Below are 24,111 nucleotides of genomic sequence, written 5' to 3'. Positions count from 1 at the left end.
CCTTAGGACTTAAAATTCGGGGAACATCTCGTCGGCCTCGTCGGTCACCTGCGCGCCCTCGTCCAGTTCGTCCGGCATATCGTCCGGCGCGGGCGTCGGCGTAACGGAGGGATCGGGCGTAGCCGTGGGCCGGCCGGGAGCATCCGGCAGCGGCACCGGCGTGGATACGATGTTGGAGGAGTCGATGGTCACCTGCGGACGCGGGGTCGGCGGCGAAACGATGATCGTTTCGTCCTCGTTGTAACCTTCCGGCATCAATTCGACCGTCGGTTCATAGCGAAGCACCAGCACTTCCTCGATGTGCTGAAAATCCGCCGCAGGTTCCACGACGATGTAATGCTTGTTCTCCTCCATGGAGCGCGTGCTTTCGCGCACGTAGCCGATCAGCAGGCCCTTGGGAAAGGGCAGGCCGACGCCGGAGGTGATGACCGAGTCGCCGGGGCGCGGCACGTTGTCCAGCGGCAGATAATACATGCGGCACATCGGCTCCCCGTTGACGCCGAGCGTCCCCTTGACGATGCCCTGGTCGCGGCTGGATTCGATCAGCGCCGCGATGGAGGAGTTGGTGTCGATGATGGTGATGACCTTCGACGTGGTGTCGAAGACCTCGTATACGTGACCGATCAGGCCCTCAGCCGTAATGACGGCCATCTCGGTCTTCACGCCGTCGCGCGATCCAACGTCGATGGTGAAGGTTGAAAACCAGTTGCCCGTTTCGCTCGCCACGACGTGCGCGAGCACGGGGTTCATATCCGTGTTGGCGTTGTAAGCGCCCATCATGTTGCTGAGGCGTTCGTTCTTGTTGACCTCCTCGTCGTACAGTAGCGACTTGAGGATAAGCTCGTCGTTTTGAGCCTTTAACCTGTTGTACTCGTATTCGATGTTGCTGCGCAGCTTCAGCTTCGCCATATAGTCGCTCACGGCGGAAAGAGAACGGGATACCAGGCTCTGAATCGGCGTGATAATCGACGAGAGGACGTTTTCCGCCGGGTTTTCCCTGCCCACGTATTGCGTAAAGATGCCGAATGCCATCACCAGCACCAGCAGGATGACAAATACGACGCGCAGGAATTTGATCAAGCCTGGGCGTTCTTTTTTTGACTTCGCCATAAAAAACTCCTTTGCCTGATGTCCTTAATCGCGCATCGCGTCGCCCTTGCCGATGCTGTCCAGCAGCTCGATGTTGTCTGCCAGATGCCCGGCGCCGAGGATGACGCTCTCCGACGGATTGCGCGCTACGGATACCGCAATGCCCAGCTCGGATGCGATCAGGTGATCCAAATCCGGAAGTTGCGCGATGCCGCCCGTCAAATAGATGCCGCTGCGCATGACGTCGCCCGCGAGCTCCGGCGGCGTGCGTTCCAGCACCCATTTGATGGATGCGACGATCTCCGCGATCGGCCCCTGCAGGGCCTCGCCGATCTTTATCGCGCTCACCTCCACCGTCATCGGCAGGCTCGTCACCATGTCGCGTCCGCGCACCAGCGCGCGGCGCGCGTCGTCCTGGCGGACGATCGCCCCGCCAAGGTCGAGCTTGAGGTCCTCCGCCGCCCGGTCGCCGATCAACATGTTGTTTTCCTTCTTGAACATGGCGGCAATCGCCTCGTCCATCTTGTCGCCCGCCACGCGAAGCGAGCGCGAGACGACCAGTCCGCCCAGCGAAATCACAGCGATTTCACTCGTGCCGCCGCCGATATCCACGACAAGACTGCCCTCCGGCTCGTAAACCGGAAGGCCTGTTCCGAGCGCCGCGGAGAGCGGATGCTCCACCACCTGGATGGAACGCGCGCCCGCCATGCGCACCGCCTCACCTACCGCCCGGCGCTCCACCGTGCTGATGACGCTGGGCACGCTGATGACCACGCGCGGCTTGATCATGTAATGTGTGCCGACCGCCTTGCGGATAAAGTAATGGAGCATGATCTCCGCCATTTCAAAATCCACGATGACGCCGTCGCGCACCGGGCGAATGGTCTGAATATCCCCGGGCGTCCGGCCCAGCAGAAGCCGCGCGTCCTCGCCCACCGCGAGCACCTCGCGCGAGGCGTCCTCCCGCACGACGAGCAGCGAGGGCTCGCTGAGTACGATCCCCTTCCCTTTTACATAGATGCGCACGTTGGACGTGCCCAGGTCAATGCCGATATCCGGCGCGTGAATGCCAAAAAAGCGCATAGAAACCCTCCGTCTATATCAAAGCGTGACGCCAAGGCGCGTGAGCAGTTCGCGAACCGTCGCCATCGGCAGCCCGATGACGTTCGAGGCCGAACCCTCGACACGGTCGATGAACATGCCCGCACGTCCCTGAATGGCGTAAGCGCCCGCCTTATCTATCGGTTCACCCGTGTCGACGTAGCGGCCAATCTCCGGCTCCGACAGGGGAACGAAATGCACGCGCGTGCACTCTGCGCGCACCTCCTGTAAACCGCTTGCAGCATCCATCGCGCAAACGCCCGTGTACACCTCATGCCAGCGGCCGGAAAGCAGCGAAAGCATGCGCCGGGCATCCTCTCGATCCTTCGGCTTTCCGAGAATTTGCCCGCAGTATACGACCGTGTCGGCCGCGAGGATGAGCGCCTGTTCACCCGGATGGCGCAGTGCAACAGCCTGCGCCTTTTGAAGCGCCAGTCCGCACACGGTTTCAGCCGGGGTGGCCGCGTCGCGCTCCACGATGTCCGGCACGTCTATCGTAAACGAAATTCCCATCGCAGCGAGCAGCTCTCTGCGCCGCGGGGATTGGGAAGCGAGGATGATCCGGCTTTCGCCTGACAAAGCGATCCCTCCTGATAACATGCGTACATTCAAGTTATTATATCACAGCCTCTGCGGTTTTGCATCATAAAATGAAGCAGAATCGGCCCTTATCACGATCATGCCTCTTTTTGTTCCCCTTAAACGCTGCAAAATACGAATCTTTTTGAGCTTTCTCATGAAAAAAAAACGCTGCTGCGCTTGCATTTATCGGGCGCCAAGCGTACAATGTTCACCGAATAAACGAATGGAAGGTGAGCATTCATGCAAGTGGTAACGCTTGTACTCAACAAAACCGAATGCCTGGAAGAACTGCTCGAAGCGCTCATAGAAAATAAAATCAGCGGTGCGACCGTGCTGGACAGCACCGGCATGATGCGCGCGCTGGACGCGCGCGCGGACGACATGCCCATGTTCGGCATGATGCGCGCGCTGCTCGATCCAGAGCGCAAGAGCAGCAAGACGGTTTTTATGGTTCTGAGAGACGAACAGGTAGATACGGTGCGAAAGATCGTAAACCGTGTCACCGGCGGTCTTGACCGCCCCGATACGGGCATCCTCTTCTCCATCCCGACGCTCTTCGTCGACGGCTTGGGAGGCGCGACGAAATGAACATCCTGCTCGCCGTATCCCTTGCACTCATCGTAGGCCTTCTATTCAGCCGCATCATTCGGCTGATTCATCTTCCCAATGTGACCGCTTATCTGGTCGGCGGCCTGCTCGTCGGCCCCTCTGTGCTTGGCATCATCCCCAAGGAGGCCGCGCAGGCTCTTTCGATCCTGACAGACGTGGCGCTCGGCTTTATCGCCTATTCCATCGGCGCGGAATTCAAGCTCAGCTATCTGAAGCAGATCGGTTCAAAACCCATCATCATCACGCTCTTTGAAGGCCTCTGCGCCGTCGCGTTCGTCGACGTCGCCCTGATTTTGATGGGCTTCCCCCTTCCGCTGTGCTTGATGCTCGGCGCCATCGCCGCCGCGACGGCCCCCGCCGCCACGCTGATGGTGGTGCGTCAATACAAGGCGCGCGGCCCCGTGTGCAGCATGCTGTTGCCCGTCGTCGCGATGGACGACGCGCTGTGCCTAATGGCCTTCAGTATTTCCAGCGCCATTGCCGCCGCCCTGCACAGCGGAAACGCGCTCACGCTGCAGAGCATGCTCGTTTCCCCGCTCGTTCAAATCGTGGGTTCCCTGCTTCTGGGCGCGGCAATCGGCTTTGCGCAGACCCTCGCCGCCCGCTTCTTTCACTCGCGCGGCAACATGCTGGCGTTGGCCATCTCTTCCGTGCTCGCGGGCCTCGCTCTGTGCGAAATGTGGAATCTATCCTCTCTTTTGGTCTGCATGATGATCGGTGCGGTGATGATCAACGTCAGCCCTGCGTCCAGCAAGATCATCGAACAGTGCGACCGCTTCACCCCGCCGCTGTTCATGCTCTTCTTCGTTCTTTCCGGCGCGGATCTCGACCTCTCCGTATTGCCGACCGTCGGTCTGCTGGGTATCAGTTACCTGATCTTCCGCAGCGCGGGCAAATGGCTGGGCGCGTTCATCGGTTCCTCGCTCGTAAAGGCCGAGCCGAACGTGCGCAAGTATTTGGGCTACACCCTGCTGCCGCAGGCGGGCGTTGCGATCGGCATGACGCAGCTCGCGATGAAGGTCATCCCCGAATATGGCCCCACGGTGCGTGCGGTCATTCTCGCAGGAACGCTCGTCTATGAACTCGTGGGGCCGGTCATTACGAAGGTCGCGCTGACGAAGGCGGGAGAGATCGCCTCCGCTCCCAAGGTACAGAAGGCTAGTGCCTGACGAAAGGACAGTTCAGGCATCCGCCTGGCTCCGCATTCGCGGGGCCTTGTTTTTTTTCCTGCCTCATGCTATAGTGCTTGCGAGGTGGACGAAATGAAAAACTACACAGGGTTTCTCATCCGGCGCGAGCGGCTGCGGCAGAATCTTTCCCAGGAAGGCCTTTGCCGGGGGATTTGCGCGGTTTCCTATCTCAGCAAGATCGAGCAGGGGCTCGTCACGCCGGGCGCGGAGATTATCGAACAGCTTTTTCGTGCGCTCGGCATCCGATATATGGAGGATCCCATCCTCTTTAAGCGCGCAAAATCCGAGCTGCGCACGTTTTTTGAGCGTTTTTTTCTCTACGTTTTAAAGGAGGAGGACGGCGCTTGGCTGGACGAACATCAGCCAGCGCTTGCCGAGTCTGCACTGGATCTTCCGCTGCGCCTGTTTCATCTCTACCGCGCCGCTTATGCAGACGATCAGATGGCTATGGAGGCTGAAATCGAAGCATTAAACCCGTTTCTCTCCTACCTGAACGACGACCAGCTCTTCCTCTACCACTTTGGGCGGGCGCTGCTTCGGGGCGACGACGAAGCGCGGGAAAATGCCTTTCTTGGCGCGCAGCGTCTGCGCCCCTGCTCCTGTGTCCAATATCACCGCGCGGACTTTGACTTCCTGCGCGGCCGGTATGTGCAGGCCGCGCAGGAAGCGGAGCAGGCCTACCAGCTTGCCTCAGAAGAAGGCAACGGCTATATCATGCTTTACGCAAGCGCTCTTCTCGGGATGAGCTATGCCAACCAGCACCATTATCCGTTCATGATGCGCTATTTTCGCCGGGCGCTTGCGCTATCGCAAAGCCTTGCGCCTGACTTCGCCGGACAGGTATTGTACAACATCGGGGCTACCTGTTTGGAGCTGAACCGGTACGACGAGGCGCTGACAGCGCTCAACGCCTCCCTTGAATACCCCTTCGAGAAAGACGCCTCCGCGCTGCTCACCTATCATAAGCTCGCCATCGTCCATACTCAGCTAGGCAATGTAGAGGAGGCATGTCAATATCTTTCCAAGGCGGAGGCCCTGTGCACCCCTGAGACGCCCGACATTTACCGACGCATCCTGTGCGTGGCAAAGATGCGCCTGACGACCGATTATCTCTCCAACCCCGAATACACCGCGCTACTGCGTGGGATATACGACGAATCCGAGGAAGCGCTGCACTTTGGCTTCAAGCAGTTCCACGGTTCTTTTTTAATCGAAGCCTATGTACACCAGCGCCGGTATAAGGACGCGTTGACCGTGTCACGTGAGATATCCGAATTTTCTTTCAATTCGCCTATTAGCATAGATGAATAGGCTGTTTTCATGTCCGTTTTCCCAAAACAACCGCCTTTCTTTTCGTTTAAATTGGTTGTACAATAAAAAAGAAAGGCGGTGTCTTTTTGAAAACTTCTACGCTTTGGACGCGCAACTTTACCACCATCACGCTTGGAACGGTCATCAGCGCCATCGGGGGAACCGCTATGGGGTTGGCGCTCAGCCTTATCGTATTCGATCAGACTGCGTCTACATGGCTTTCAGGGATTTTTGCGGCGGCCTCGCTCTTTCCCGGAACGGTCCTCCCCATTCTGATCGCGCCGTACGTGGATCATTGCGACAGAAGGCGTCTGATCGTGCGCATGGATACGCTCAGCGGCGTGCTCTACCTTCTCTTTGGCTTTTATCTGATCCGCCACCCTTTTTCCTACGCCGCTTACCTCACGTTCAGCCTCGTCACCGGATGTATCGGTTCGACGTACAACCTGGCCTACGACGCGCTTTATCCCGATCTGATTCCCAAGGGGTTTGCGCAAAAGGGCTACGCGGTTTCTTCCATGATTTACCCGACCGTAACGGCCGTCGTCACCCCCGCAGCCTCCGTTCTGTACGGCGCATACGGCATCATTCCCATCGTCCTGACCGAGGGGGTGCTGCTGCTGATTGCCGCGATATTTGAAAGCCGCATCCGCATAGATTTTGCGGTAAAACGGCGAGAATCCACGCCCTGGAAGGAGCGGCTTTGCGCCTACGGCCGCGAGATCAGCGGCGGCATTCGATATGTGCGTAAGGATCGAGGCATCCGCAGCATTTATCTGTACATGACCACCACGAATGCGTGCAGTCAAAACGTCAATCTCATGGCTATGGCCCATTTTCAAAGCAGCACCACCCTCACGACCGCGATGTACGCCCTGCTCATATCGGCTGAAACCGTGGGTCGCATGCTGGGCGGCCTCGTGCATTACGTCTTTAAAATTCCGCAGGAACGCCGCTATACCCTGACGGTTTGGGTGTACCGCTTCTACGAAATATGTGATGGCGCGCTCCTGTTCCTATGGTATCCGCTGATGCTTGCCGCCCGCTTCCTGTGCGGTTTTATGGGCGTCAACACGGCGACGCTGCGAACCGCTGCCGTGCAAAATTATCTGCCGCCCGATATGCGAGCCCGCGTCAACGCACTTTTCAGCGTGCTCATCAGCGGAGCGATGATGCTCGCCCAGCTTTGCGCAGGCGCGCTCGGAGAGGTGCTTCCCTATCGCTATGTCTCGTTGGTGTTTGCGGGCTTTTCGTTCCTCATGATTCAAGCGCTTATCGTCAGAAACCGTGCGGACGTCGAACCGATTTACAACCGGCCGATCTGAGGAGAAACATATGGAAATCAAGTGGATACAGGATGCAGACATAAAACGCGAAATCGCAGCACACATCCTTTCTCTCCTGCCTGAGTGGTTCGGCATCTCAGAATCTACGGCTGAATACATTCGCGAAAGCGCGTACATGCCGTTTATCGCCCTGATGGAAGCAAACACGCCCATCGGATTCCTGTCCATCAAGCGCACCAGCCCTGCCGCTGCCGAAATCTACGCCATGGGCATCGACCCGGCTCATCACCGTTGTGGCGGCGGACGGCTGCTCATGGCGGCCTGCAAGCAATGGTGCAGATCGCAGGGATTTTCTTACCTGCAGGTCAAGACGCTGGACGGCTCCCATCCCGATCCCCACTATCGGCACACCCGGTGTTTCTACGCCGCCATGGGATTTCAGCCGCTGGAATGCCTCTCTGCGCTTTGGGGCGAGCAGTCCCCTTGCCTGCTCATGGTTCAATACCTCGACGTATGAATCAGAGGGATTGACGCAAAGCCCATCCTCTCTGTAAAGCGAACATAGACAAAGGGGCCGTTGCACAAAAAGACCGTAACAAGAAAATGAAAAAATGGACTGTATCCCGATAAACGGACAATGAAATAAGAGACCTCCTGTTGTAGAATGTAAGAAGCAAACTACGACAGGAGGTTTATTGTATGAGGCAAAAATACACGAAGGTACAAGGCCTTATTGAAACAATACGCGAGCGGAAAATCACGGGCGAAACGAATCGTGAAATCGGAGCCAGCCTTGGGCTAACGAAGAAACAGGTTGAGCAACTAGTCAATCGAGAAAACCGTAGAGAACGATTAATCGCAAAGGGCGATGTACCTCGCCCTAAAGGCCGTCCGCGTAAAATGCCGGAGAACGAGGAAATCCAGCAGAATAATGAATTGGTAAAACTGCGTATGCAGGTGGAACTGCTGCGAAATTTTCTGTTAGAAGTTGGAAGAAGGTGAAATTGAAATATCGAGTTATAGAACGTTTTCGCAACATTTATCCTATCGTCACAATGTGTGAAGTATTTGAAGTTTCCCGAAGTGGGTATTATGCTTGGCGTAAAAAGCAAGAAAAGACGCCGAAAGATCAGTGGTTGGTCGATCTGATTGTGGAATGTCAACAGCAGTGCAACCAGACCTACGGCATCCGCCGTGTTCGTCTCTGGATCCAGCGGAAGAAAAGAAAAAATGTAAATCTTAAAGCACTTCTGCGCGTCATGCGCAAGACCAATCTGCTTGCACAGATTCGGCGGCAAAGAAGATATACTCAACATCAGCAAAACGTGTACAAATACCCAAACCTATTGCAGCGTGCCTTTGAACAGCAACGGCCCAATCGTTTCTGGTCAACAGATATCACCTATATCCCCACACCACAGGGAATGCTGTATATGTGTGCGGTGATTGACCTTTGTGGTCGAATGGTGTTGGCCTATCGCATTGGTGGCGACATGGCCGCATCGCTGGTTACTCAGACGATCCGAGACGCTATGATAACAGAGAAGGTCACTGATGGACTCGCGCTCCACAGTGACCAAGGGTCTCAATACACCTCCGAAGCATACTTCGACCTAAGCAAAGAATATCACTTTCAACCCTCTATGTCCAGTCCCGGTTGTCCATACGACAATGCTGCTATGGAGAATTTCTTCGGAACGCTTAAATCGGAATGCCTTTATCGTGCCCATTATTCTACTCGCGCAGAGGTAGAGGAGTTGGTTGCACAATATGTCCACTTCTACAACTTCGAACGCATTAACCTGAAATACGGCCTTACTCCCTATGAAATCAGGAGCAACGCCGCGTAAGGTTGCGTAATTCTACAATATCCTTTTATTTTCCTGTCCGTTCAACCGGATACAGTCCACTGGACGAGTATAGGACAAGAAGGATAGAGCAGCTGTGCCGCAATCACGTGCAGTTTTTGCTGATCCTGGACGGACATAAGCCGCCGGATCACACGACCATCGCCAGATTCCGAAGCGGGAAAAAGACAGGAAAAGCGATTCAGCATCTGTTTGAGCAGTATGTCAATCTGCTGGAACGAAAGGGCGAAACGAATCACGAAGTAGTGTTCATAGACGGGACAAAGATCGAGAGCAAAGCGAATCGATATACGTTCGTGTGGCGAAAAAGAGTAGAACGGGAACTGAAGAAAACCAAAGAGAAGCTGAAAAAATACCGAACGGAAGAACATGGATACACGACGATGAAAAAGGCACAGGCATATTTGGATGAATTGAATCGGGAGATTGCCCAAGCGAATATCGAGGTGAAGAAAGGCCGCGGACATCATAAACCCACGATTGTACGTTTACGGGACGAGGTTCAAGAGCTTGTTCGGCGTTGGATGGATTATGAAGAAAAGCTCAAGACCTTGGGAGACGGGCGAAACAGCTTTTCAAAAACAGATCCGGATGCAACGTTCATGCACATGAAGGAAGATCATATGCGCAACGGGCAGTTGAAGCCGGGATACAACGTGCAGTTTGCAGTCAATAGCGAATACATCACAGGAATCGGAGTTTTTTCGGCTAGAACGGATTATTCAACGCTTTCCATCCTGTTGAAAACCATGGAAGAATGGCAGAAGGCTATCTACAAAAGAGTCTGTTTGGATTCGGGTTATGAAAGCTTGCTCAACTACCGGCATCTGGCAGGGAACAAGCAGCTGGCATACATCAAGCCCAATAACTACGAAGCCATAAAAGAGAAAAAGTTCAAGGCGCAGATCGGACGCAGAGAGAACATGGCATATTACGAACCGGGGGACTATTTCCTGTGCAAAGCCGGAAGGATGCTGGTGCGGATTTCGACAACAACCGAAAAGGAAAAAGACGGTTCCCTGAAAGAATTGGCGCATTACCGCTGTGAGGATTGCTGTGCGTGTCCACATCGTGCGGCATGCTGTAAAGCCAAGGATCCCGAAAAGCAAAAGGAACTGGTTGTCTGCTGGGAAATGGAACATCTGCGCAAAGCTTCACTGGAACGAATCACATCAGAGGAAGGAAAACTGCTTCGGGTGAACCGCTCCATTCAGGCAGAAGGCAGCTTTGGTCAACTCAAGCATAACCGCAATTTCAAGCGCTTTTTGACCGGTGGTCATATCAAGGTGATGACGGAGCTATGCCTTCTTGCCCTCTCACAGAACATCCGTAAGCACATTTCCAAATGCAACGCCCAAAGGCAGAAAACGCATCTTCTGCGTCCCAAAGCGCTGCTGAAATTCTGATTTCCCAGAAAAACTGTTTTTGTTCATAAAAAACAGACGCCCTAAAAATACGATTGTGTTGGACGTCTATTTGCTGTTCGATTATTTGCTGAAATTGGCTGCGTTGTGACCATAAAAGAGTACAACAATGGCGGTGCCGCAGATTTTTTTAATCTGCAACACCGCCTTTTCATACCCGCCAAGCTTATTCGGCCTTCTTAGGCGCCAGTTTGGTGGCTGTCGCCATCGCATCGCGCGGCGTATGGCGCTCACGCATCGAGATGGCCTTCTTCGGGCACTTGACTGCGCACTTGCCGCAGCCTGTGCACGCATCCAACACCTTGTGCTTTTGCTTGAGCTCGCCCAGAATCGCGTCAAACTCGCACTGCTTTTTGCAAAGCGTACAGCCGACGCAAGCATCCGGGTCGATTTCTGCGGTGAAGCGGTTCTCCAGATCTCCCCAGAGAGCGCCCGTCGGGCAGCTTTCCGCGCACATCATGCAGCCGACGCACTTCGTGTAGTCGATCACAGGCAAGTTATTTTCCATCGTGATCGCGCCGAACTTGCAGACCTTTTCACACTTGGTGCAGCCAATGCAGCCGACCTTGCAGCGCTCCTTGACGTCCTTCGCCTTGTCGTGCGAGCTGCAAACCACGGATACCTTGCGATCCACGGGCTTCATGGAGAGCACGTGCTTGGGACAAACCGCCACGCACTTCTCACAGCCCTGGCACTTTTCCTCGTCCACGACTGCAAGCTTACGGATCGGGTCGACATGAATCGCGTCAAACGGGCAGGCACGTTCGCACGTGCCCAGGCCCAGACAGGCGTACGGACAGGACTTGTTGCCGTCCGCGACGAGAGATGCCGCAAGGCAATCCTCGATACCGTTGTACTCATACTTGGGCTTGCAATGGCCTACGCTGCCCTGGCAGTTCAAAGAAGCTACCCTACGCGCGCCCGCATCGACGGACACGCCCATGATCTCCCCCATCTTTTCAGCTACCGACGCGCCGCCGACGGGGCACTTGCCCACCTCGGCCTTGCCATCGGCAACCGCGGCGGCGTAACCGTCACAGCCGGGAAAACCGCATGCACCGCAATTCGCGCCCGGCAGGCATTCGCGCAGCGCATCCGCCTTGGGGTTGGAGGGCACCGCGAACACCTTGCCGGTCACGGCGAGCAGAGCGCCGAAGATCAGGCCCAATCCGCCGAGAACCAGCGCGGCAATCAAAATCGAAGTCAAATCCATGATGTCGCACCCTCCTTAAATCAGGCCGGTAAAGCCCAGGAACGATACCGCCATCAGGCCGGCGGTGATCAGCGCGCCCGGGAAACCATCCATCCACTTAGGCATGTCGCTGACTGCCAGACGCTCGCGGATGCCCGCGAACAGCACGATGGCCAGCGTGAAGCCGAGCGCGCCCGCAACACCGTTGACGACGGACTCGATCAGGTTGTAGCCTTCGGTCATGTTCAATAGGGCGACGCCCATGACGGCGCAGTTGGTGGTGATCAGCGGCAGATAGACGCCCAGGGCCTGATACAGGCTGGGGCTGATCTTCTTGAGCGCCATTTCCACGATCTGCACCAACACGGCGATGACGAGGATGAACGCGATGGTCTGCAGGTATTCGAGCTGGAAAGGAACCAGCAGGTAGTACTGCACAAGATACGTCACCAAAGAGGCCAGCGCCATGACGAACGTAACCGCCATGCCCATGCCGAAAGCCGTCTCAATTTTCTTGGAGACGCCCAGGAACGGGCAAATGCCCAGGAAGCGGGACATGACGAAGTTGTTGACCAGAATACCTCCGATCAAGATCGTTAAGATATTGCCCATGTTTTCCCCTCCTCCTTACGCAGTCTTCTTTTTGCGGTTGGTGAACGCGTTGACGATCGCCAGCAGAATGCCCAGCGCGATGAATCCTCCCGGAGGAGCCGTCATGATCGCCATCGGCTGAAAGCTCGCCCCAAGCACGGAAACACCGAAGATCGTGCCGTTGCCGAGCAGCTCGCGAATGGAGGAAAGAAGGGTGATCGCCAGAGTAAAGCCCAGCCCCATGCCCAGACCGTCCGCCATGGAGGCGACCGGCGGGTTCTTAAAGGCGAACGCTTCCGCACGGGCGAAGATGATGCAGTTGACGACGATCAGCGGGATGAACATGCCCAGCGACTTATCCAGCGCCGGCAGGAACGCCTTTACGACCAGCTGCACGATGGTAACGAACGTCGCAATGATGACGACGAACGCAGGAATGCGGATTTTTTCCGGAATCGCGTTTCTGAGCAGCGAAATGACCAGATTGGAGAAGACCAAGACGAACGTAACCGCCAAGCCCATACCGATGCCGTTGGACGCGGCCGTCGTAATCGCCAGCGTCGGGCACATGCCCAGCACCAGGCGGAACGTCGGGTTTTCATCCAAAATGCCGTTCATGAAGATTTTACGTAGGTTCTTCATTCCTGCACCTCCTCAGCCGCCAGCTTCAGCGCGTCGTTGATGGCGTTCGAGGTCATCGTCGCGCCCGACACCGCATCGAAAGAGGCGGTCCCAATTTCCTGACCAATTAGGCCCTCAAAGCCCTTCTCGATCACGTCCGCGCCGAAACCCGGCGTCTCGTTGTGCTCCACCACCTCAAACGAGGTAATCTTGCCGTCTTCGACCGAAACCGCGACCTTCATCGGCTGAAAGCCGTTTACTTCGTACACGTTGCCAACAGTCGCGGGCTCATCCGCAGCGGAAGCTCCCGGCGCGGAGGCCGGGGCTGCAGCGCCGTTCTTCTCAGCAGCCTGCTTGAGCGCGTCGTTGATGGCATTCGAGGTCATCGTCGCGCCGGATACCGCGTCGAAGCTCGCCGTCGCGATGTCCTGTCCGATCAGGCTCTCGAAGCCCTTCTCGATCACGTCCGCGCCGAAGCCCGGCGTCTCGTTGTGCTCCACCACCTCAAACGAAGTGATCTTGCCGTCCTCGACCGAAACCGCGACCTTCATCGGCTGAAAGCCGTTTACTTCGTACACGTCGCCAACAACGGCGGGCTCGTCCGCAGCGGCAGCTTCCGGCGCGGAGGCCGGGGCTGTAGCGCCGTTCTTCTCGGCAGCCTGCTTGAGCGCGTCGTTGATGGCATTTGAGGTCATCGTCGCGCCGGATACCGCGTCGAAGCTTGCCGTCGCGATGTCCTGTCCGATCAGGCTCTCAAAGCCCTTCTCGATCACGTCTGCGCCGAAGCCCGGCGTCTCGTTGTGCTCCACCACCTCAAACGAGGTGATCTTGCCGTCCTCGACCAAAACCGCAACCTTCATCGGCTGAAAGCCCGCTACTTCGTACACGTCGCCAACAACGGCGGGCTCGTCCGCAGCGGCAGCTTCCGGCGCGGAGGCCGGGGCTGCAGCGCCGTTCTTCTCGGCGGCTTGCTTGAGCGCGTCGTTGATGGCATTTGAGGTCATCGTCGCGCCGGATACCGCGTCGAAGCTCGCCGTCGCGATGTCCTGCCCGATCAGGCTCTCAAAGCCCTTCTCGATCACGTCTGCGCCAAAGCCCGGCGTCTCGTTGTGCTCCACCACCTCAAACGAGGTGATCTTGCCGTCCTCGACCGAAACCGCGACCTTCATCGGCTGAAAGCCCACTACTTCGTACACGTCGCCAACAGAGGCGGGCTCGTCCGCAGCGGCAGCTTCCGGCGCGGTGGCCGGAGCTGCAGCGCCGTTCTTCTCGGCAGCCTGCTTGAGCGCGTCGTTGATGGCATTTGAGGTCATCGTCGCGCCGGATACCGCGTCGAAGCTCGCCGTCGCGATGTCCTGTCCGATCAGGCTCTCAAAGCCCTTCTCGATCACGTCCGCGCCGAAACCCGGTGTCTCATTGTGCTCCACCACCTCAAACGAGGTGATCTTGCCGTCCTCGACCGCAACCGCGACCTTCATCGGCCCAAAGCCACTTACCTCGTATACGTCGCCCGTTCCTGCTGCGCCGCCGTTCTTCTCAGCAGCCTGCTTGAGCGCGTCATTGATGGCATTTGAGGTCATCGTCGCGCCGGATACCGCGTCGAAGCTCGCCGTCGCGATGTCCTGTCCGATCAGGCTCTCGAAGCCCTTTTCGATCACGTCCGCGCCGAAGCCCGGCGTCTCGTTGTGCTCCACCACCTCAAACGAGGTGATCTTGCCGTCCTCGACCGAAACCGCAACCTTCATCGGCCCAAAGCCGTTTACTTCGTATACGTCGCCGGTACCTTCCGGCTCTTCCTGAGGAATCAGATAGCTGTTATAGAAGTCAACCGCCTGGCCAACGGCCTTGAAGACCGCCTTGGACGAAACCGTCGCACCGGAAAGCGCCTCGACACCGTCCAGGTAGCCTTCTGCCGTCGCAGCCTTGCCGTCGAACTGCGCACAGAAATCCGGGTCGGTCGTCCTGGAGCCGTAGCCCTCGGTCTCGTTGTTTTCGGTCATGACGACTTTAGAGATTACACCTTCCGACGTGATGCCCATGCGCAGGCCAATCTGATCCGCAAAGCCCTTGGAGGAAAGATCGAACACGTAGCCGACTGCGTCGTCGCCCACCGTGCCCTCATAGACGGACTTGATCGTGCCGTAATCGCCGATAAGGCTCATCACATCCAGCGCACCAAACGCCTCGGCGGCTTCCACATAGCCCTTGCGGTCAAGGTCCTCGCCTTCCAGCGCGGGCACGGCCGCATTCGGCTCCACGCCGAGTACATCCTTGGAATACGCCACCATCTGGCGCACCGCCGCAATAAACGGCTTGGAGGTAACCGACGCGCCCGAGATGGCCTGCACCTTGGTGTCGATCTCTTCCGGATCGGCGGCCAGACCCGGGAACTGGCTCTTAAAGGGTTCCTCGCCCACCTTCATGCCTAGACCAGCGGTCTCTTGCAGATCGCCGACGGAGATGCCGTGGATGGAACCGTCTGCGCCGATGCCCAGCGTGATCGGCACCGGTCCACCGTAGCCCTGCGGAGCCGCCGTCATCACGTAGCCGACGGTCGTATCGCCGGCCTTGCCGGCATACAGCGCGGTGATTTGGTCGTATTCAGGAGCAGCCTGAATCTCCTGCTCCTCGAAAATCTCCGCTTCCGGCAGCACCGCGCGCTGCGCGCCCTGGCTCGCGGCCAGTTCCTGCTGCGCGATCGGGCCGGAGGTGATGGCGTTCGTACCCGCCAGCGCGAGCGCAGCCACCAACGTAAAGACGAAGAGCCTGAGGCCCAGCTTCAACACGTCACGCATGGCTCTTCACCTCCCCGAAGGATTTCGGCGACGTCACGCGCTCGATCAGCGGCGCGACGACGTTCATGAACAGAATCGCGTAGGAGCAGCCCTCCGGCATGGAGCTGTTGAACGCGCGGATGACAAAAAGCATCACGCCGCAGCCGACGCCGAAGATGATCTGACCCCAAGGAGTTACCGGCGAGGAGGAATAATCCGTCGCCATGAACAGCGCGCCCAGCATCAAGCCGCCGCTCATCACCTGATAGAGAGCGGAAGCGGTGCCCGCGTCCGCGCTGTACAGGGTTCCCGTCTGAATCCAGAAGAGGATCAGCGCGGTGCCGATAAAGGTAACCGGGATGCGCCAGTTGATCACGCGGCGGGCGAACAGGTAAGCCGCGCCGATGAGCAGCGCGAGCTTGCTGGTCTCGCCCAGCGTGCCGGGGCAGTTGCCGATAAAGAGATCAAATAAGGAATAGGTGCCCGCCTGAGCCTGCAGCGGCGTCGCGCTGGAAACCGCGTCGACCGCGCCGCCCATGCCGGCCATCCAGTTGCCGCCCTGCGGCGCAACCCATGCAGTCATCAGCGTCGCCCAGGAAGCGAGCAAAATCGCGCGCGCGGCGAGCGCCGGGTTCATGAAGTTCTGCCCGATGCCTCCGAAGAACTGCTTCACCAGAATGATCGCGATGGCCGAGCCAATCGCCGCCAGCCACCACGGAGCCGACGCAGGCAGATTATAAGCGACCAGCAGTCCGGTTACCACCGCGCTGAAATCGCCGATCGGGTTGCCGCGCTTCGCATGCTTGCAGTAGAACCACTCGGAAAATACGGCCGAGACCACCGAAACGGCGATCAATATCGCGGCGCGCAGACCGAAGAACCACACGCCGGCCAGTCCGGCCGGGATCAGCGCGATGCACACGTCCTGCATCACGCGCCGCGTGGATACGTTATCCCGCAGATGCGGAGAAGATGATACGGTGTATTTTTTCTGCATATCAGCATTCCTCCGAACGATCAAGACTTCTTCACGCTGGCGCGGATGCCCAGCTTGGCCATGCGGCAGCTCTGCGTCAGCTCGCGCTTGGCGGGACATACGAAGGTGCAGGCGCCGCACTCCATGCAGTTCATCGCGCCAATCTTTTCGCAGTCCTCCCAGAGGGAACGGCGCGCGAACGCGTCGATCCGGGTCGGCACCAGGCGCATCGGACAGGCCTCCACACAGCGCCCGCAGCGGATACAGGAAGATTCCTGCGCATGCACACCCTCGTCGCCGAAAGCAAGCAGACCGCTGGTTCCCTTGGTTACAGGGATGTCGAGGGTCGAAAGCGCGATACCCATCATCGGACCGCCCAGAACGACCTTGCGCACGCCGTCTGCAAAGCCGCCGCACGCGTCTACAAGCGCGTAAAGCGGTGTACCGATACGCACGCGCAGATTGCGGGGCTCCTTTACGCGGCCTGCCACCGTCACCACGCGGTCGATCAGCGGCTTGTTCTCGCGAACGGCCTTCGACACGGCGTAAGCGGTGGAGACATTGCTCACGACCGTCTTAACGTCGGCGGGCAGACCGCCGTTGGGCACGCGCCGTCCTGTAAGCGCGAAGATCAGCTGTTTTTCACCGCCCTGCGGGTACTTCGTAGGCAGAGCGACAACCTGTACGTTCTTTCCCTGCGCCGCCTGCTCCATCGCGGAAACGGCGTCGGGCTTGTTGTCCTCGATGCCGACCATCAACTGGGTCGCGCCGAGCATCTTCGCCTCAAGCAGCATGCCGTCGATCACATCGGAGGCGTGCTCCAGCATCAGGCGATGGTCGCTCGTGAGGTAGGGTTCGCATTCCGCGCCGTTGAGGATCAGTGTATCCACCTGCTTTTCAGGCGGAGGCGCTAGCTTAACAGCTGTCGGGAACGTCGCGCCGCCAAGGCCCACGATGCCGCGGTCCCGGACGATGTCGATCAGTTCCTTCGCGCTCAAAGAACCAACGTTGTTGCGAGGCTTGACGCTTTCATCCCAGCGATCCTGAAAGTCATTTTCGATGACGACCGCAGGCACACTTTTGCCGCTGGAGAGCACACAGCTGGAAATGGCCTTCACCTTACCGGAGACCGAGGCATGCACCGGCGCGGAAACGAAACCGCCCGCTTCGCCGATGACCTGTCCCATAGCCACTTCCTGGCCGGGCGTCACGACGCATTTGCAGGGCGCGCCAATGTGCTGGGATAGCGGGATCGTCACGAGAGAAGGCACCTTCGCGTCGATCACCGGCTGCGCATTGGTGGATTGCTTCCCGTTCCCCGTCTCATGCGGATGTACGCCACCCTTAAATGTCCGTGTATTTGCCACAGACAAGTTCCTCCCTTCAGCCCAACAGGGTTATTGTATATTGGGGCTCAAATTATCCATCGATCATTATAGCACGAAAACCCGTTCATTTGTATGACATTTTTCGTAATAATTCAGTTTCTCTTTTTTAAGACGGAAAAAGCGGCGTTTTTCGCGTCGCTTTATGCAAAAATGTCAATTTGTTAACGAACTTATTCACTTTTTCGAGATAATTCCCGCAAATTTCCTTTTCGCTGCGCAGCCTCGGCGAGCAGCGTTCTTGCGTGGCGCAGACTGCTTTCGCTCGTCGCCTCGGCGCCGCCCACCATGCGCGCCAATTCCTCGCTTCTTCCCCGGTCGTCAAGGCGTAAAACGCTCGTACGGGTCTTCCCCTGCTCGACGCCCTTTTCTACTATATATTGCGCGTCCGCCATAGCTGCAATTTGAGGCAGGTGTGTCACGCAGATTACCTGATGCCCCTCCGCGATCTGCGCCATTTTTTCGGCTACCACCTGTGCCATTCGGCCGCTAATGCCGGTGTCGATTTCATCAAAGACCATGCTGGGGACGCCGGATTGCTCCGCTTCCAGGTTCTTTACCGCCAGCATGATGCGCGACAGTTCGCCGCCCGATGCGACGCGGGCAAGCGGTCTGAGCGGCTGCCCCAAATTAGCGGTCATGGTGAATTCCACCTCGTCGATACCGTTTGGTGTAAACCGACTGTCGGTTTTGTTTTGGTCCGAAAATGACACCTGAAACTGCGCGTGCTGCATGCCCAGATCGTGCAGCTCTTTTTCGACCTTTTTTTCAAAACCGACTGCAATTTCTCTTCGCAGCCGCGAAAGCTCCGCCGAGGCTTTTGAAAGGATTTCTTCCTGCTTTACGAGCGTCTTTTTCAGTTGACCGGATAAGTCGTCCGCATGTTCCAGGCGGTCAAGGTCCTTTGCGGCCTTCTCACGGAACAGCAACACGTCCGCAACGCTCCTTCCATACTTTCGCCGGAGTTTTCCGATCAAATCCAGACGCTCCTCTACCTGTTCGGCGTCCTGAGCGTCGTAATCCAGTTCACCGTGTAATGCGCGTACCTCCCCGACCGCGTCTTCTAACTGGTAATAGAGCTCGTCGAGCCGTGCGTAGATTTTTTCGTAGCGTTCATCCAGATGTGCAATAGCGCTCAGCTCGTCGATTCCTCCGCGGCAGGCGTCGAGTGCGCTCGTCTGCTCGTCAGAACCGGCGTACAGCGCTTCATAAGCATTTTCAACGCTCTTTGTAATCTTTTCCGCGTTGCGGTAGAAGACGCGCTGGCGCTCGAGCTCCTCTTCCTCCCCCAGACGCAGCTTTGCCGTGTCGATCTCGTTTACCTGATAGCGCAGCATGTCCGTTCGCCGTTCTCGTTCCGCCGCGTCGCTCAGCAGGTGTTCAAGCTCTGTGCGGGTCTTTCTCCATTCTCCGTAAAGCGCCGCAACCTGAGCTCGTTTTTCCTGTAGATGCTTTCCGCCGAAAGCATCTAGAAAGGACAGATGGCGCTTTTCATCCAGCAACGACTGGTGTTCATGTTGGCCGTGAATGTCGAGCAGCAGCGCGGAAATCTGCTTGAGCGTCGAAAGCGGAACGACGCTGCCCATCACGCGGCAGATATTACGTCCCCCGCTGGTTAGCTCCCGCGAAATGGCAAGCAGCCCGTCCTCCGCTTCCATCTGCAAATCCACAAGCAGTCGCAGAAGCGCTGTGTTGGCCGATACGTCAAAAAGCGCCTCAACCCGCGCCTTCTGCTCGCCGTTTTGGATGAGGTCGCGTTCCGCGCGTTCGCCGAGCACGAGGTTTACCGCGTCCACTACGATGGACTTACCCGCGCCCGTCTCACCCGTTAGCACGTTAAAGCCCGGCGCGAACTCGATCGTGATGTCGTCGATGAGCGCCAGGTGGTGAATGGAAAGCTGCAACAGCATCGCTTCTGCTCCTTTTCACGGCCTTACTTCATCATGCTGCGGAAGCGTTCCACGATTTGGGGCGCCTCCTCGTTCGTACGGCAGATCACCAGAATCGTATTATCTCCCGCGATGGAGCCCAAAATTTCAGGCCACTTCAGGCTGTCAACCGCCTCGGCCGCCACGTGCGCGCTGCCCGTAAGCGTCTTGATGACGACGAGATTGTTCGCGCAAACCACGCTGAGAACCGATTCGCCAAACATGCGGATGAAGCGTTCATTCATCCCCTTTTCCGCCTTGTCGAGCGTCGCGTACTTGTAACCGCCTGTCTCGGAAAGCACCTTGATAAGGTGCAGCTCCTTGATGTCGCGCGATACCGTGGCCTGCGTGACCAATATTCCCCGCTCCCGCAGCGCCTCCGCGAGCTCTTCCTGCGTCTCGATGTTGCGCGATTCAATGATCTCCGCAATCGCGGTGTGCCGGGTCGACTTCATGCCATCGCTCTCCTTTTGTTCCTCATAGACTCCACTGCGACAGCTTAGAGCGCAGTAGGGTGAAAAAATTCCGTTCTTCCTGAAAACGGATAAAACAGGCGTCCGCTGCAGCGCGGCGAACCCGTATGTGTTCGTGGTTATGCACAGCATACGTCCGCTGTCCGTCGACGCAAACAGCCATCCCCTCGCGCGGCTCCTCCGCGTTAATGCCCAGCGTCACGACCTCGTGATCTGAGAGCACGATGGGGCGCGATTGCAGTGAGTGCGGACAGATGGGAGACAGTATGAAGCAGGGAACGTCCGGGCTTACGATCGGGCCCCCCGCCGACAAGGAGTAGGCTGTCGAGCCCGTCGGCGCAGACACCACGAGCCCGTCCGCGATGTAATGATCCACCAGCGTATCTCCTACATACGCGTCAAAGCCCACCATGCGTGCACAGGTGCCGCGCGAGAGCACGACCTCGTTGAGCGCGCAGATGTTTTCGTGTCCTTCGATGATCACTTCTAACATCATCCGGCGCTCAACCCGGTATTCTCCTGCGCGCAGCCGCATCAGCGCGTCGCGTAGATTTTCCGGTTCCACTTCTGCCAAAAAACCGATGCGACCAAGGTTGACGCCCAGTATGGGAATGCCTGTAGCCGACGCTTCGGGCACGGCGCGCAAAATGGTGCCGTCCCCGCCTAACACCACCAGCGCATCCACCCCATCGGCAGGGCGGTCGGAAACCTCATAGCCCGTTTGAATGGACAAATGCTCGCTAAGCGAGCGATCCACCACGACGCGCAGCCCTAGATCGCCGCACACGCTTATGCAGGCCTGCGCAAGCGCGGGGCCCTCCTGCTTTTTCGGGTTCGAGGTCAGCCCCAGGGAACGTACCTCCATGCCGCTTTCCTCCTCCCGTCATCCTGTGACAGTATACCATCAAATGAATATTCATGCAAGGCATTCATTTAAGGGAAAAATGTGCCTCTTCGACGACTTGGGCGATGGCCGTCTCCCCTATGCTGCATGCACACCGTGAACCCGGGACGATATGCACCAGAAACTCTATGTTGCCCTCTGGACCGGTGATCGGCGAAAACGAGAGCTCCTGTACCCGCCAGCCCATGGAATCGACAAAGGACACGATCTCTGCGATAACGTCGCGGTGCACCTGCGCATCCCGGACGACGCCCTTTTTCCCCACACGGTCGCGTCCGGCCTCAAACTGCGGCTTGATCAGCGAGACAAATTCACCTGTCTCGCCCATGATGCCCGCAGCAGCGGGCAGAATCTTGGTGATCGAAATAAAGGAGACGTCCATCACCGAAAGCGTCGGGTGGAGCGGAAGATCCTCCGGCTTCAGATATCGCGCGTTCGTGCGCTCCATGACGGTGACGCGCGGATCATTGCGCAGCTTCCAGTCGAGCTGGCCATATCCCACGTCGATCGCGAAGACATGCGCTGCACCGCTGCGCAACAGCACGTCGGTAAAACCGCCCGTCGAGGCGCCCAGATCCATCGCCACCGCACCCTGCGCGCTTACATCGAACACGCGCAGCGCCTTATCCAGCTTGAGCGCGCCACGGCTGACGAAATCGTGCGCCGCGCCGCGCACCTCTACCTGAACGCCCGGTGCGACCGGTGCGGAGGGCTTCTCCGCCTTTTGACCGCCGAGATATACGATGCCCGACATGATGATCGCCTGGGCCTTCTCGCGGCTCGGTGCGAGCCCGCATTCCACCATGTAGGCGTCTAAACGCTTCTTTTCCATCTTAAATTCCTTTAGCTTCTATATGTTATGAGGCTGCGAAATCATGTTCTGTACGTGCGACGCGATCTGCTCCGGCATGAGTCCGCACTCAGTGAGCAACTCGCGCATGGAGCCGTGCGTCACAAAGCGATCTCCGATCGAAAAACAGCCCGCGAGCTTTCCGAGGCCCTTTTCCACACACAGGAGGCTGAGCGCCTGCCCCAGACTCCCGGAAGAAATGTTTTCCTCCACCGTGAAGACCGGACGTCCGCCGCTAAGCGCTCGTTCTACGCTGAAAACGTCGAGCGGCTTAAGCGTGGAGGCGTTGACGACTGCAAACGCCTTTCCATCCACACGCAAGCATTGCGCCGCCTTGAGCGCGTGCTGCACCATACGCCCGTGTGCGATCAGCACGCCGTCCTCTCCGTCTTGCAGCCATTGCCACTTTCCCGGCTCAAACACACGCCCCGGGCAGCGCTCCTCCAGATCGATGCCATCCTTGATATAGCGGATGGCGAGCGGTCCCTCGCACTTCAGGCTCTCAAAGAGCATCTGGGAAAGCTCCGCGTTGTCGCTCGCCTCCCAAATCGACAGGCCCGGCATGGCGCTGAGCATCGACAGATCGAATACCCCATGATGCGTCTTGCCGTCTGAACCGACGAGACCTGCATGATCCACGAGCAGCCGTACAGGCAGGTCTTGCAGGCAGATATCGTGAAAAATCTGATCGTAAGCACGCTGCAAAAAGGTCGAATACACGGCAAAATAAGGCTTCATGCCCCCCCGCGCGAGGCCCGCCGCCATCGTGACGGCGTGCTCTTCCGCGATACCGACGTCGAAAAAACGCTCCTTGTATTTGCGTTCAAAAGGGATGAGCCCTGTTCCCGAAGCCATTGCAGCGGTAATTGCAACCACCTGATCGTCCGAATCCGCCATCGCGCACAGCGTATCCCCCACGACGTTTGCCGTCGCCGGAATAATAGGGGTGCTCTTCTGCGCGCCGTCTTCCAGAAAGAAGGGGGCGATGCCGTGGTACTTTTCGGGCCGGCGCTCCGCTCGCTCATACCCGCGTCCCTTGCAGGTGATGACGTGAATCAGCAGCGGCGTATCCGTCACCTGCTTAGCTTCCGCGAGCACATGCTCCATCATCGCGATGTCGTGCCCGTCGATGGGGCCCAGATACCGGAACCCCAGCGACTCAAAAAACTCGCCGTGAACCCAGAAGTGCTTGAGCGCGTTCTTCATCTTTTCGAGCCGCTTGGCCGCCCGTGGTCCGACCAACGGAATGCGCGTGATGCCCTTCTTGACCGCCAGCTTCGTGCCCCGCCAACTCGCGCTGGCGCGCAGCTTGGTCAGGTGATTCGCCATCGCGCCGACGTTGCGAGAGATAGACATCTCGTTGTCGTTTAAGACGACGATCAGGCGCGTGGATCGTCCCATCTCCTCGTTGAAGTTTCCGGCGTCGTTCATCGCCTCGTAGCACATTCCACCCGTAAGCGCTCCATCCCCGACGACGGCGACGACGTGGTAGTCCTCGCCTCGAATATCCCGCGCGCGCGCAAGCCCCAGCGCCGCGGAAATCGCCGTGGCGGAATGGCCGGTATCGAATACGTCGTGCTCGCTCTCACTCCTTCGCGGAAAGCCACTCATGCCGCCGTAGGTGCGCAGGGTATGAAAGTCCGACTGCCTTCCGGTGAGCAGCTTGTGCGCGTAGGTTTGATGCCCTACGTCGAAGATCAGCTTGTCCCTGGGGCTGTCAAAGACCCGATGAAGGGCGACCGTCAGGTCCACAATGCCGAGGTTTGAAGCGAGGTGCCCGCCGTTTTCCGCAACGGTGTCGATGATTTCCTGGCGAATTTCGCCGGCAAGCTGCTCCAGTTCGGGCAATGAAAGCGACTTCAGATCCTCCGGGCTCTGTATATTCGGCAATATATCCATCTTTTCACTCTTTTCCTCTGTGCGTTCCCCGGCAGGAATGCGGGCAGGCACTCTGCCT

General features: G+C 57.8%; 22 protein-coding genes. 8 read left to right on the top strand and 14 right to left on the bottom strand.

Features of this window, described 5'->3' with window-relative positions; all coding sequences use genetic code 11:
• Positions 1-9 precede the first annotated feature (9 nt).
• From mreC to C1725_RS10220, 3 genes are read right to left on the bottom strand one after another with little or no spacing between them, the layout of a single operon-like run.
• A complete protein-coding gene (mreC, locus tag C1725_RS10230; RefSeq protein ID WP_346026557.1) occupies positions 10-1,080 on the bottom strand; it encodes a rod shape-determining protein MreC in 1,071 nt (356 codons plus the stop codon).
• Positions 1,081-1,134: 54 nt separating this feature from the next.
• The gene (gene mreB / locus C1725_RS10225; protein ID WP_102411509.1) at positions 1,135-2,172 is read right to left on the bottom strand and encodes a rod shape-determining protein MreB; all 1,038 of its coding nucleotides are present in this window, start codon (positions 2,170-2,172) and stop codon (positions 1,135-1,137) included.
• Positions 2,173-2,190: 18 nt separating this feature from the next.
• Complete coding sequence (locus C1725_RS10220) at positions 2,191-2,769, bottom strand: Maf family protein (RefSeq protein ID WP_346026556.1); 579 nt, start codon at positions 2,767-2,769, stop codon at positions 2,191-2,193.
• A gap of 243 nt (positions 2,770-3,012) precedes the next feature.
• Here C1725_RS10220 and C1725_RS10215 point away from each other — a divergent pair, with 243 nt between their 5' ends.
• The 8 genes from C1725_RS10215 (at position 3,013) to C1725_RS10180 (ending at position 10,442) form a co-directional block, all read left to right on the top strand.
• Positions 3,013-3,360: a hypothetical protein gene (locus tag C1725_RS10215; protein WP_102411507.1), complete on the top strand. Its 348-nt coding sequence runs from the start codon at positions 3,013-3,015 to the stop codon at positions 3,358-3,360.
• Positions 3,357-4,550, top strand: coding sequence for a cation:proton antiporter domain-containing protein (locus C1725_RS10210; protein WP_102411506.1), 1,194 nt, complete (start codon positions 3,357-3,359; stop codon positions 4,548-4,550). The genes C1725_RS10215 and C1725_RS10210 overlap by 4 nt, the downstream gene beginning before the upstream one ends.
• 93 nt (positions 4,551-4,643) lie before the next feature.
• The gene (locus C1725_RS10205) at positions 4,644-5,882 is read left to right on the top strand and encodes a helix-turn-helix domain-containing protein (protein ID WP_102411505.1); all 1,239 of its coding nucleotides are present in this window, start codon (positions 4,644-4,646) and stop codon (positions 5,880-5,882) included.
• A gap of 86 nt (positions 5,883-5,968) precedes the next feature.
• Entirely contained in the window at positions 5,969-7,207 is a 1,239-nt protein-coding gene (locus C1725_RS10200; RefSeq protein WP_146009222.1) for an MFS transporter, read from the top strand.
• Between the two features lie 10 nt (positions 7,208-7,217).
• Entirely contained in the window at positions 7,218-7,685 is a 468-nt protein-coding gene (locus C1725_RS10195) for a GNAT family N-acetyltransferase (protein WP_102411503.1), read from the top strand.
• Positions 7,686-7,867: 182 nt separating this feature from the next.
• The gene (locus C1725_RS10190; RefSeq protein WP_102410455.1) at positions 7,868-8,170 is read left to right on the top strand and encodes a hypothetical protein; all 303 of its coding nucleotides are present in this window, start codon (positions 7,868-7,870) and stop codon (positions 8,168-8,170) included.
• 2 nt (positions 8,171-8,172) lie between these two features.
• Positions 8,173-9,018 (top strand): IS3 family transposase, encoded by an 846-nt coding sequence (locus C1725_RS10185; protein WP_102410756.1) that lies wholly within the window; start codon positions 8,173-8,175, stop codon positions 9,016-9,018.
• A 107-nt stretch (positions 9,019-9,125) separates the two neighbouring features.
• Positions 9,126-10,442 carry a transposase gene (locus C1725_RS10180; protein WP_102411502.1) on the top strand — a complete coding sequence of 439 codons (1,317 nt, stop codon included), beginning with the start codon at positions 9,126-9,128 and terminating at the stop codon, positions 10,440-10,442.
• A 184-nt stretch (positions 10,443-10,626) separates the two neighbouring features.
• Here the strand turns inward: C1725_RS10180 and C1725_RS10175 are convergent, their stop codons facing one another.
• The 11 genes from C1725_RS10175 to dxs form a co-directional block, all read right to left on the bottom strand.
• Positions 10,627-11,673, bottom strand: a complete 1,047-nt coding sequence (locus C1725_RS10175; RefSeq protein ID WP_102411501.1) for an RnfABCDGE type electron transport complex subunit B — start codon at positions 11,671-11,673, stop codon at positions 10,627-10,629.
• Positions 11,674-11,688: 15 nt separating this feature from the next.
• Entirely contained in the window at positions 11,689-12,264 is a 576-nt protein-coding gene (rsxA, locus tag C1725_RS10170) for an electron transport complex subunit RsxA (RefSeq protein ID WP_102411500.1), read from the bottom strand.
• Between the two features lie 15 nt (positions 12,265-12,279).
• On the bottom strand, positions 12,280-12,885 hold the full coding sequence (gene rsxE, locus C1725_RS10165; RefSeq protein WP_102411499.1) for an electron transport complex subunit RsxE: 606 nt from the start codon (positions 12,883-12,885) through the stop codon (positions 12,280-12,282).
• On the bottom strand, positions 12,882-15,659 hold the full coding sequence (locus C1725_RS10160) for an FMN-binding protein (protein WP_102411498.1): 2,778 nt from the start codon (positions 15,657-15,659) through the stop codon (positions 12,882-12,884). The genes rsxE and C1725_RS10160 overlap by 4 nt, the downstream gene beginning before the upstream one ends.
• Positions 15,652-16,635: an RnfABCDGE type electron transport complex subunit D gene (locus tag C1725_RS10155; protein ID WP_102411497.1), complete on the bottom strand. Its 984-nt coding sequence runs from the start codon at positions 16,633-16,635 to the stop codon at positions 15,652-15,654. Before C1725_RS10155 ends, C1725_RS10160 begins: the two co-directional genes overlap by 8 nt.
• Before the next feature lie 20 nt (positions 16,636-16,655).
• Positions 16,656-17,981 (bottom strand): electron transport complex subunit RsxC, encoded by a 1,326-nt coding sequence (rsxC, locus tag C1725_RS10150; protein ID WP_102411496.1) that lies wholly within the window; start codon positions 17,979-17,981, stop codon positions 16,656-16,658.
• A 191-nt stretch (positions 17,982-18,172) separates the two neighbouring features.
• On the bottom strand, positions 18,173-19,909 hold the full coding sequence (recN, locus tag C1725_RS10145) for a DNA repair protein RecN (RefSeq protein ID WP_102411495.1): 1,737 nt from the start codon (positions 19,907-19,909) through the stop codon (positions 18,173-18,175).
• Positions 19,910-19,932: 23 nt separating this feature from the next.
• Positions 19,933-20,382, bottom strand: a complete 450-nt coding sequence (locus tag C1725_RS10140; protein ID WP_102411494.1) for an arginine repressor — start codon at positions 20,380-20,382, stop codon at positions 19,933-19,935.
• 22 nt (positions 20,383-20,404) lie between these two features.
• Positions 20,405-21,265: an NAD(+)/NADH kinase gene (locus C1725_RS10135; RefSeq protein WP_102411493.1), complete on the bottom strand. Its 861-nt coding sequence runs from the start codon at positions 21,263-21,265 to the stop codon at positions 20,405-20,407.
• A gap of 64 nt (positions 21,266-21,329) precedes the next feature.
• Positions 21,330-22,136: a TlyA family rRNA (cytidine-2'-O)-methyltransferase gene (locus C1725_RS10130; protein WP_102411492.1), complete on the bottom strand. Its 807-nt coding sequence runs from the start codon at positions 22,134-22,136 to the stop codon at positions 21,330-21,332.
• 18 nt (positions 22,137-22,154) lie between these two features.
• Complete coding sequence (gene dxs, locus C1725_RS10125) at positions 22,155-24,053, bottom strand: 1-deoxy-D-xylulose-5-phosphate synthase (RefSeq protein ID WP_102411491.1); 1,899 nt, start codon at positions 24,051-24,053, stop codon at positions 22,155-22,157.
• Positions 24,054-24,111 lie beyond the last annotated feature (58 nt).

Origin of the sequence: Beduinella massiliensis, from assembly GCF_900199405.1 — a bacterium.
GTDB lineage: Bacteria > Bacillota > Clostridia > Christensenellales > Aristaeellaceae > Beduinella > Beduinella massiliensis.
This window is presented reverse-complemented; position numbering and strand designations above follow the sequence as displayed.

Bases quoted from the DNA above. Each gene is read 5' to 3' on its own strand.
- C1725_RS10130 (WP_102411492.1), bottom strand. From the start codon at position 22,136: ATGGAAAAGAAGCGTTTAGACGCCTACATGGTGGAATGCGGGCTCGCA.
- C1725_RS10135 (WP_102411493.1), bottom strand. From the start codon at position 21,265: ATGGAGGTACGTTCCCTGGGGCTGACCTCGAACCCGAAAAAGCAGGAG.
- C1725_RS10205 (WP_102411505.1), top strand. From the start codon at position 4,644: ATGAAAAACTACACAGGGTTTCTCATCCGGCGCGAGCGGCTGCGGCAG.
- C1725_RS10155 (WP_102411497.1), bottom strand. From the start codon at position 16,635: ATGCAGAAAAAATACACCGTATCATCTTCTCCGCATCTGCGGGATAAC.
- C1725_RS10190 (WP_102410455.1), top strand. From the start codon at position 7,868: ATGAGGCAAAAATACACGAAGGTACAAGGCCTTATTGAAACAATACGC.
- C1725_RS10160 (WP_102411498.1), bottom strand. From the start codon at position 15,659: ATGCGTGACGTGTTGAAGCTGGGCCTCAGGCTCTTCGTCTTTACGTTG.
- C1725_RS10210 (WP_102411506.1), top strand. From the start codon at position 3,357: ATGAACATCCTGCTCGCCGTATCCCTTGCACTCATCGTAGGCCTTCTA.
- C1725_RS10215 (WP_102411507.1), top strand. From the start codon at position 3,013: ATGCAAGTGGTAACGCTTGTACTCAACAAAACCGAATGCCTGGAAGAA.
- dxs (WP_102411491.1), bottom strand. From the start codon at position 24,053: ATGGATATATTGCCGAATATACAGAGCCCGGAGGATCTGAAGTCGCTT.
- C1725_RS10175 (WP_102411501.1), bottom strand. From the start codon at position 11,673: ATGGATTTGACTTCGATTTTGATTGCCGCGCTGGTTCTCGGCGGATTG.
- C1725_RS10140 (WP_102411494.1), bottom strand. From the start codon at position 20,382: ATGAAGTCGACCCGGCACACCGCGATTGCGGAGATCATTGAATCGCGC.
- rsxA (WP_102411500.1), bottom strand. From the start codon at position 12,264: ATGGGCAATATCTTAACGATCTTGATCGGAGGTATTCTGGTCAACAAC.
- mreB (WP_102411509.1), bottom strand. From the start codon at position 2,172: ATGCGCTTTTTTGGCATTCACGCGCCGGATATCGGCATTGACCTGGGC.
- rsxE (WP_102411499.1), bottom strand. From the start codon at position 12,885: ATGAAGAACCTACGTAAAATCTTCATGAACGGCATTTTGGATGAAAAC.
- recN (WP_102411495.1), bottom strand. From the start codon at position 19,909: ATGCTGTTGCAGCTTTCCATTCACCACCTGGCGCTCATCGACGACATC.
- C1725_RS10195 (WP_102411503.1), top strand. From the start codon at position 7,218: ATGGAAATCAAGTGGATACAGGATGCAGACATAAAACGCGAAATCGCA.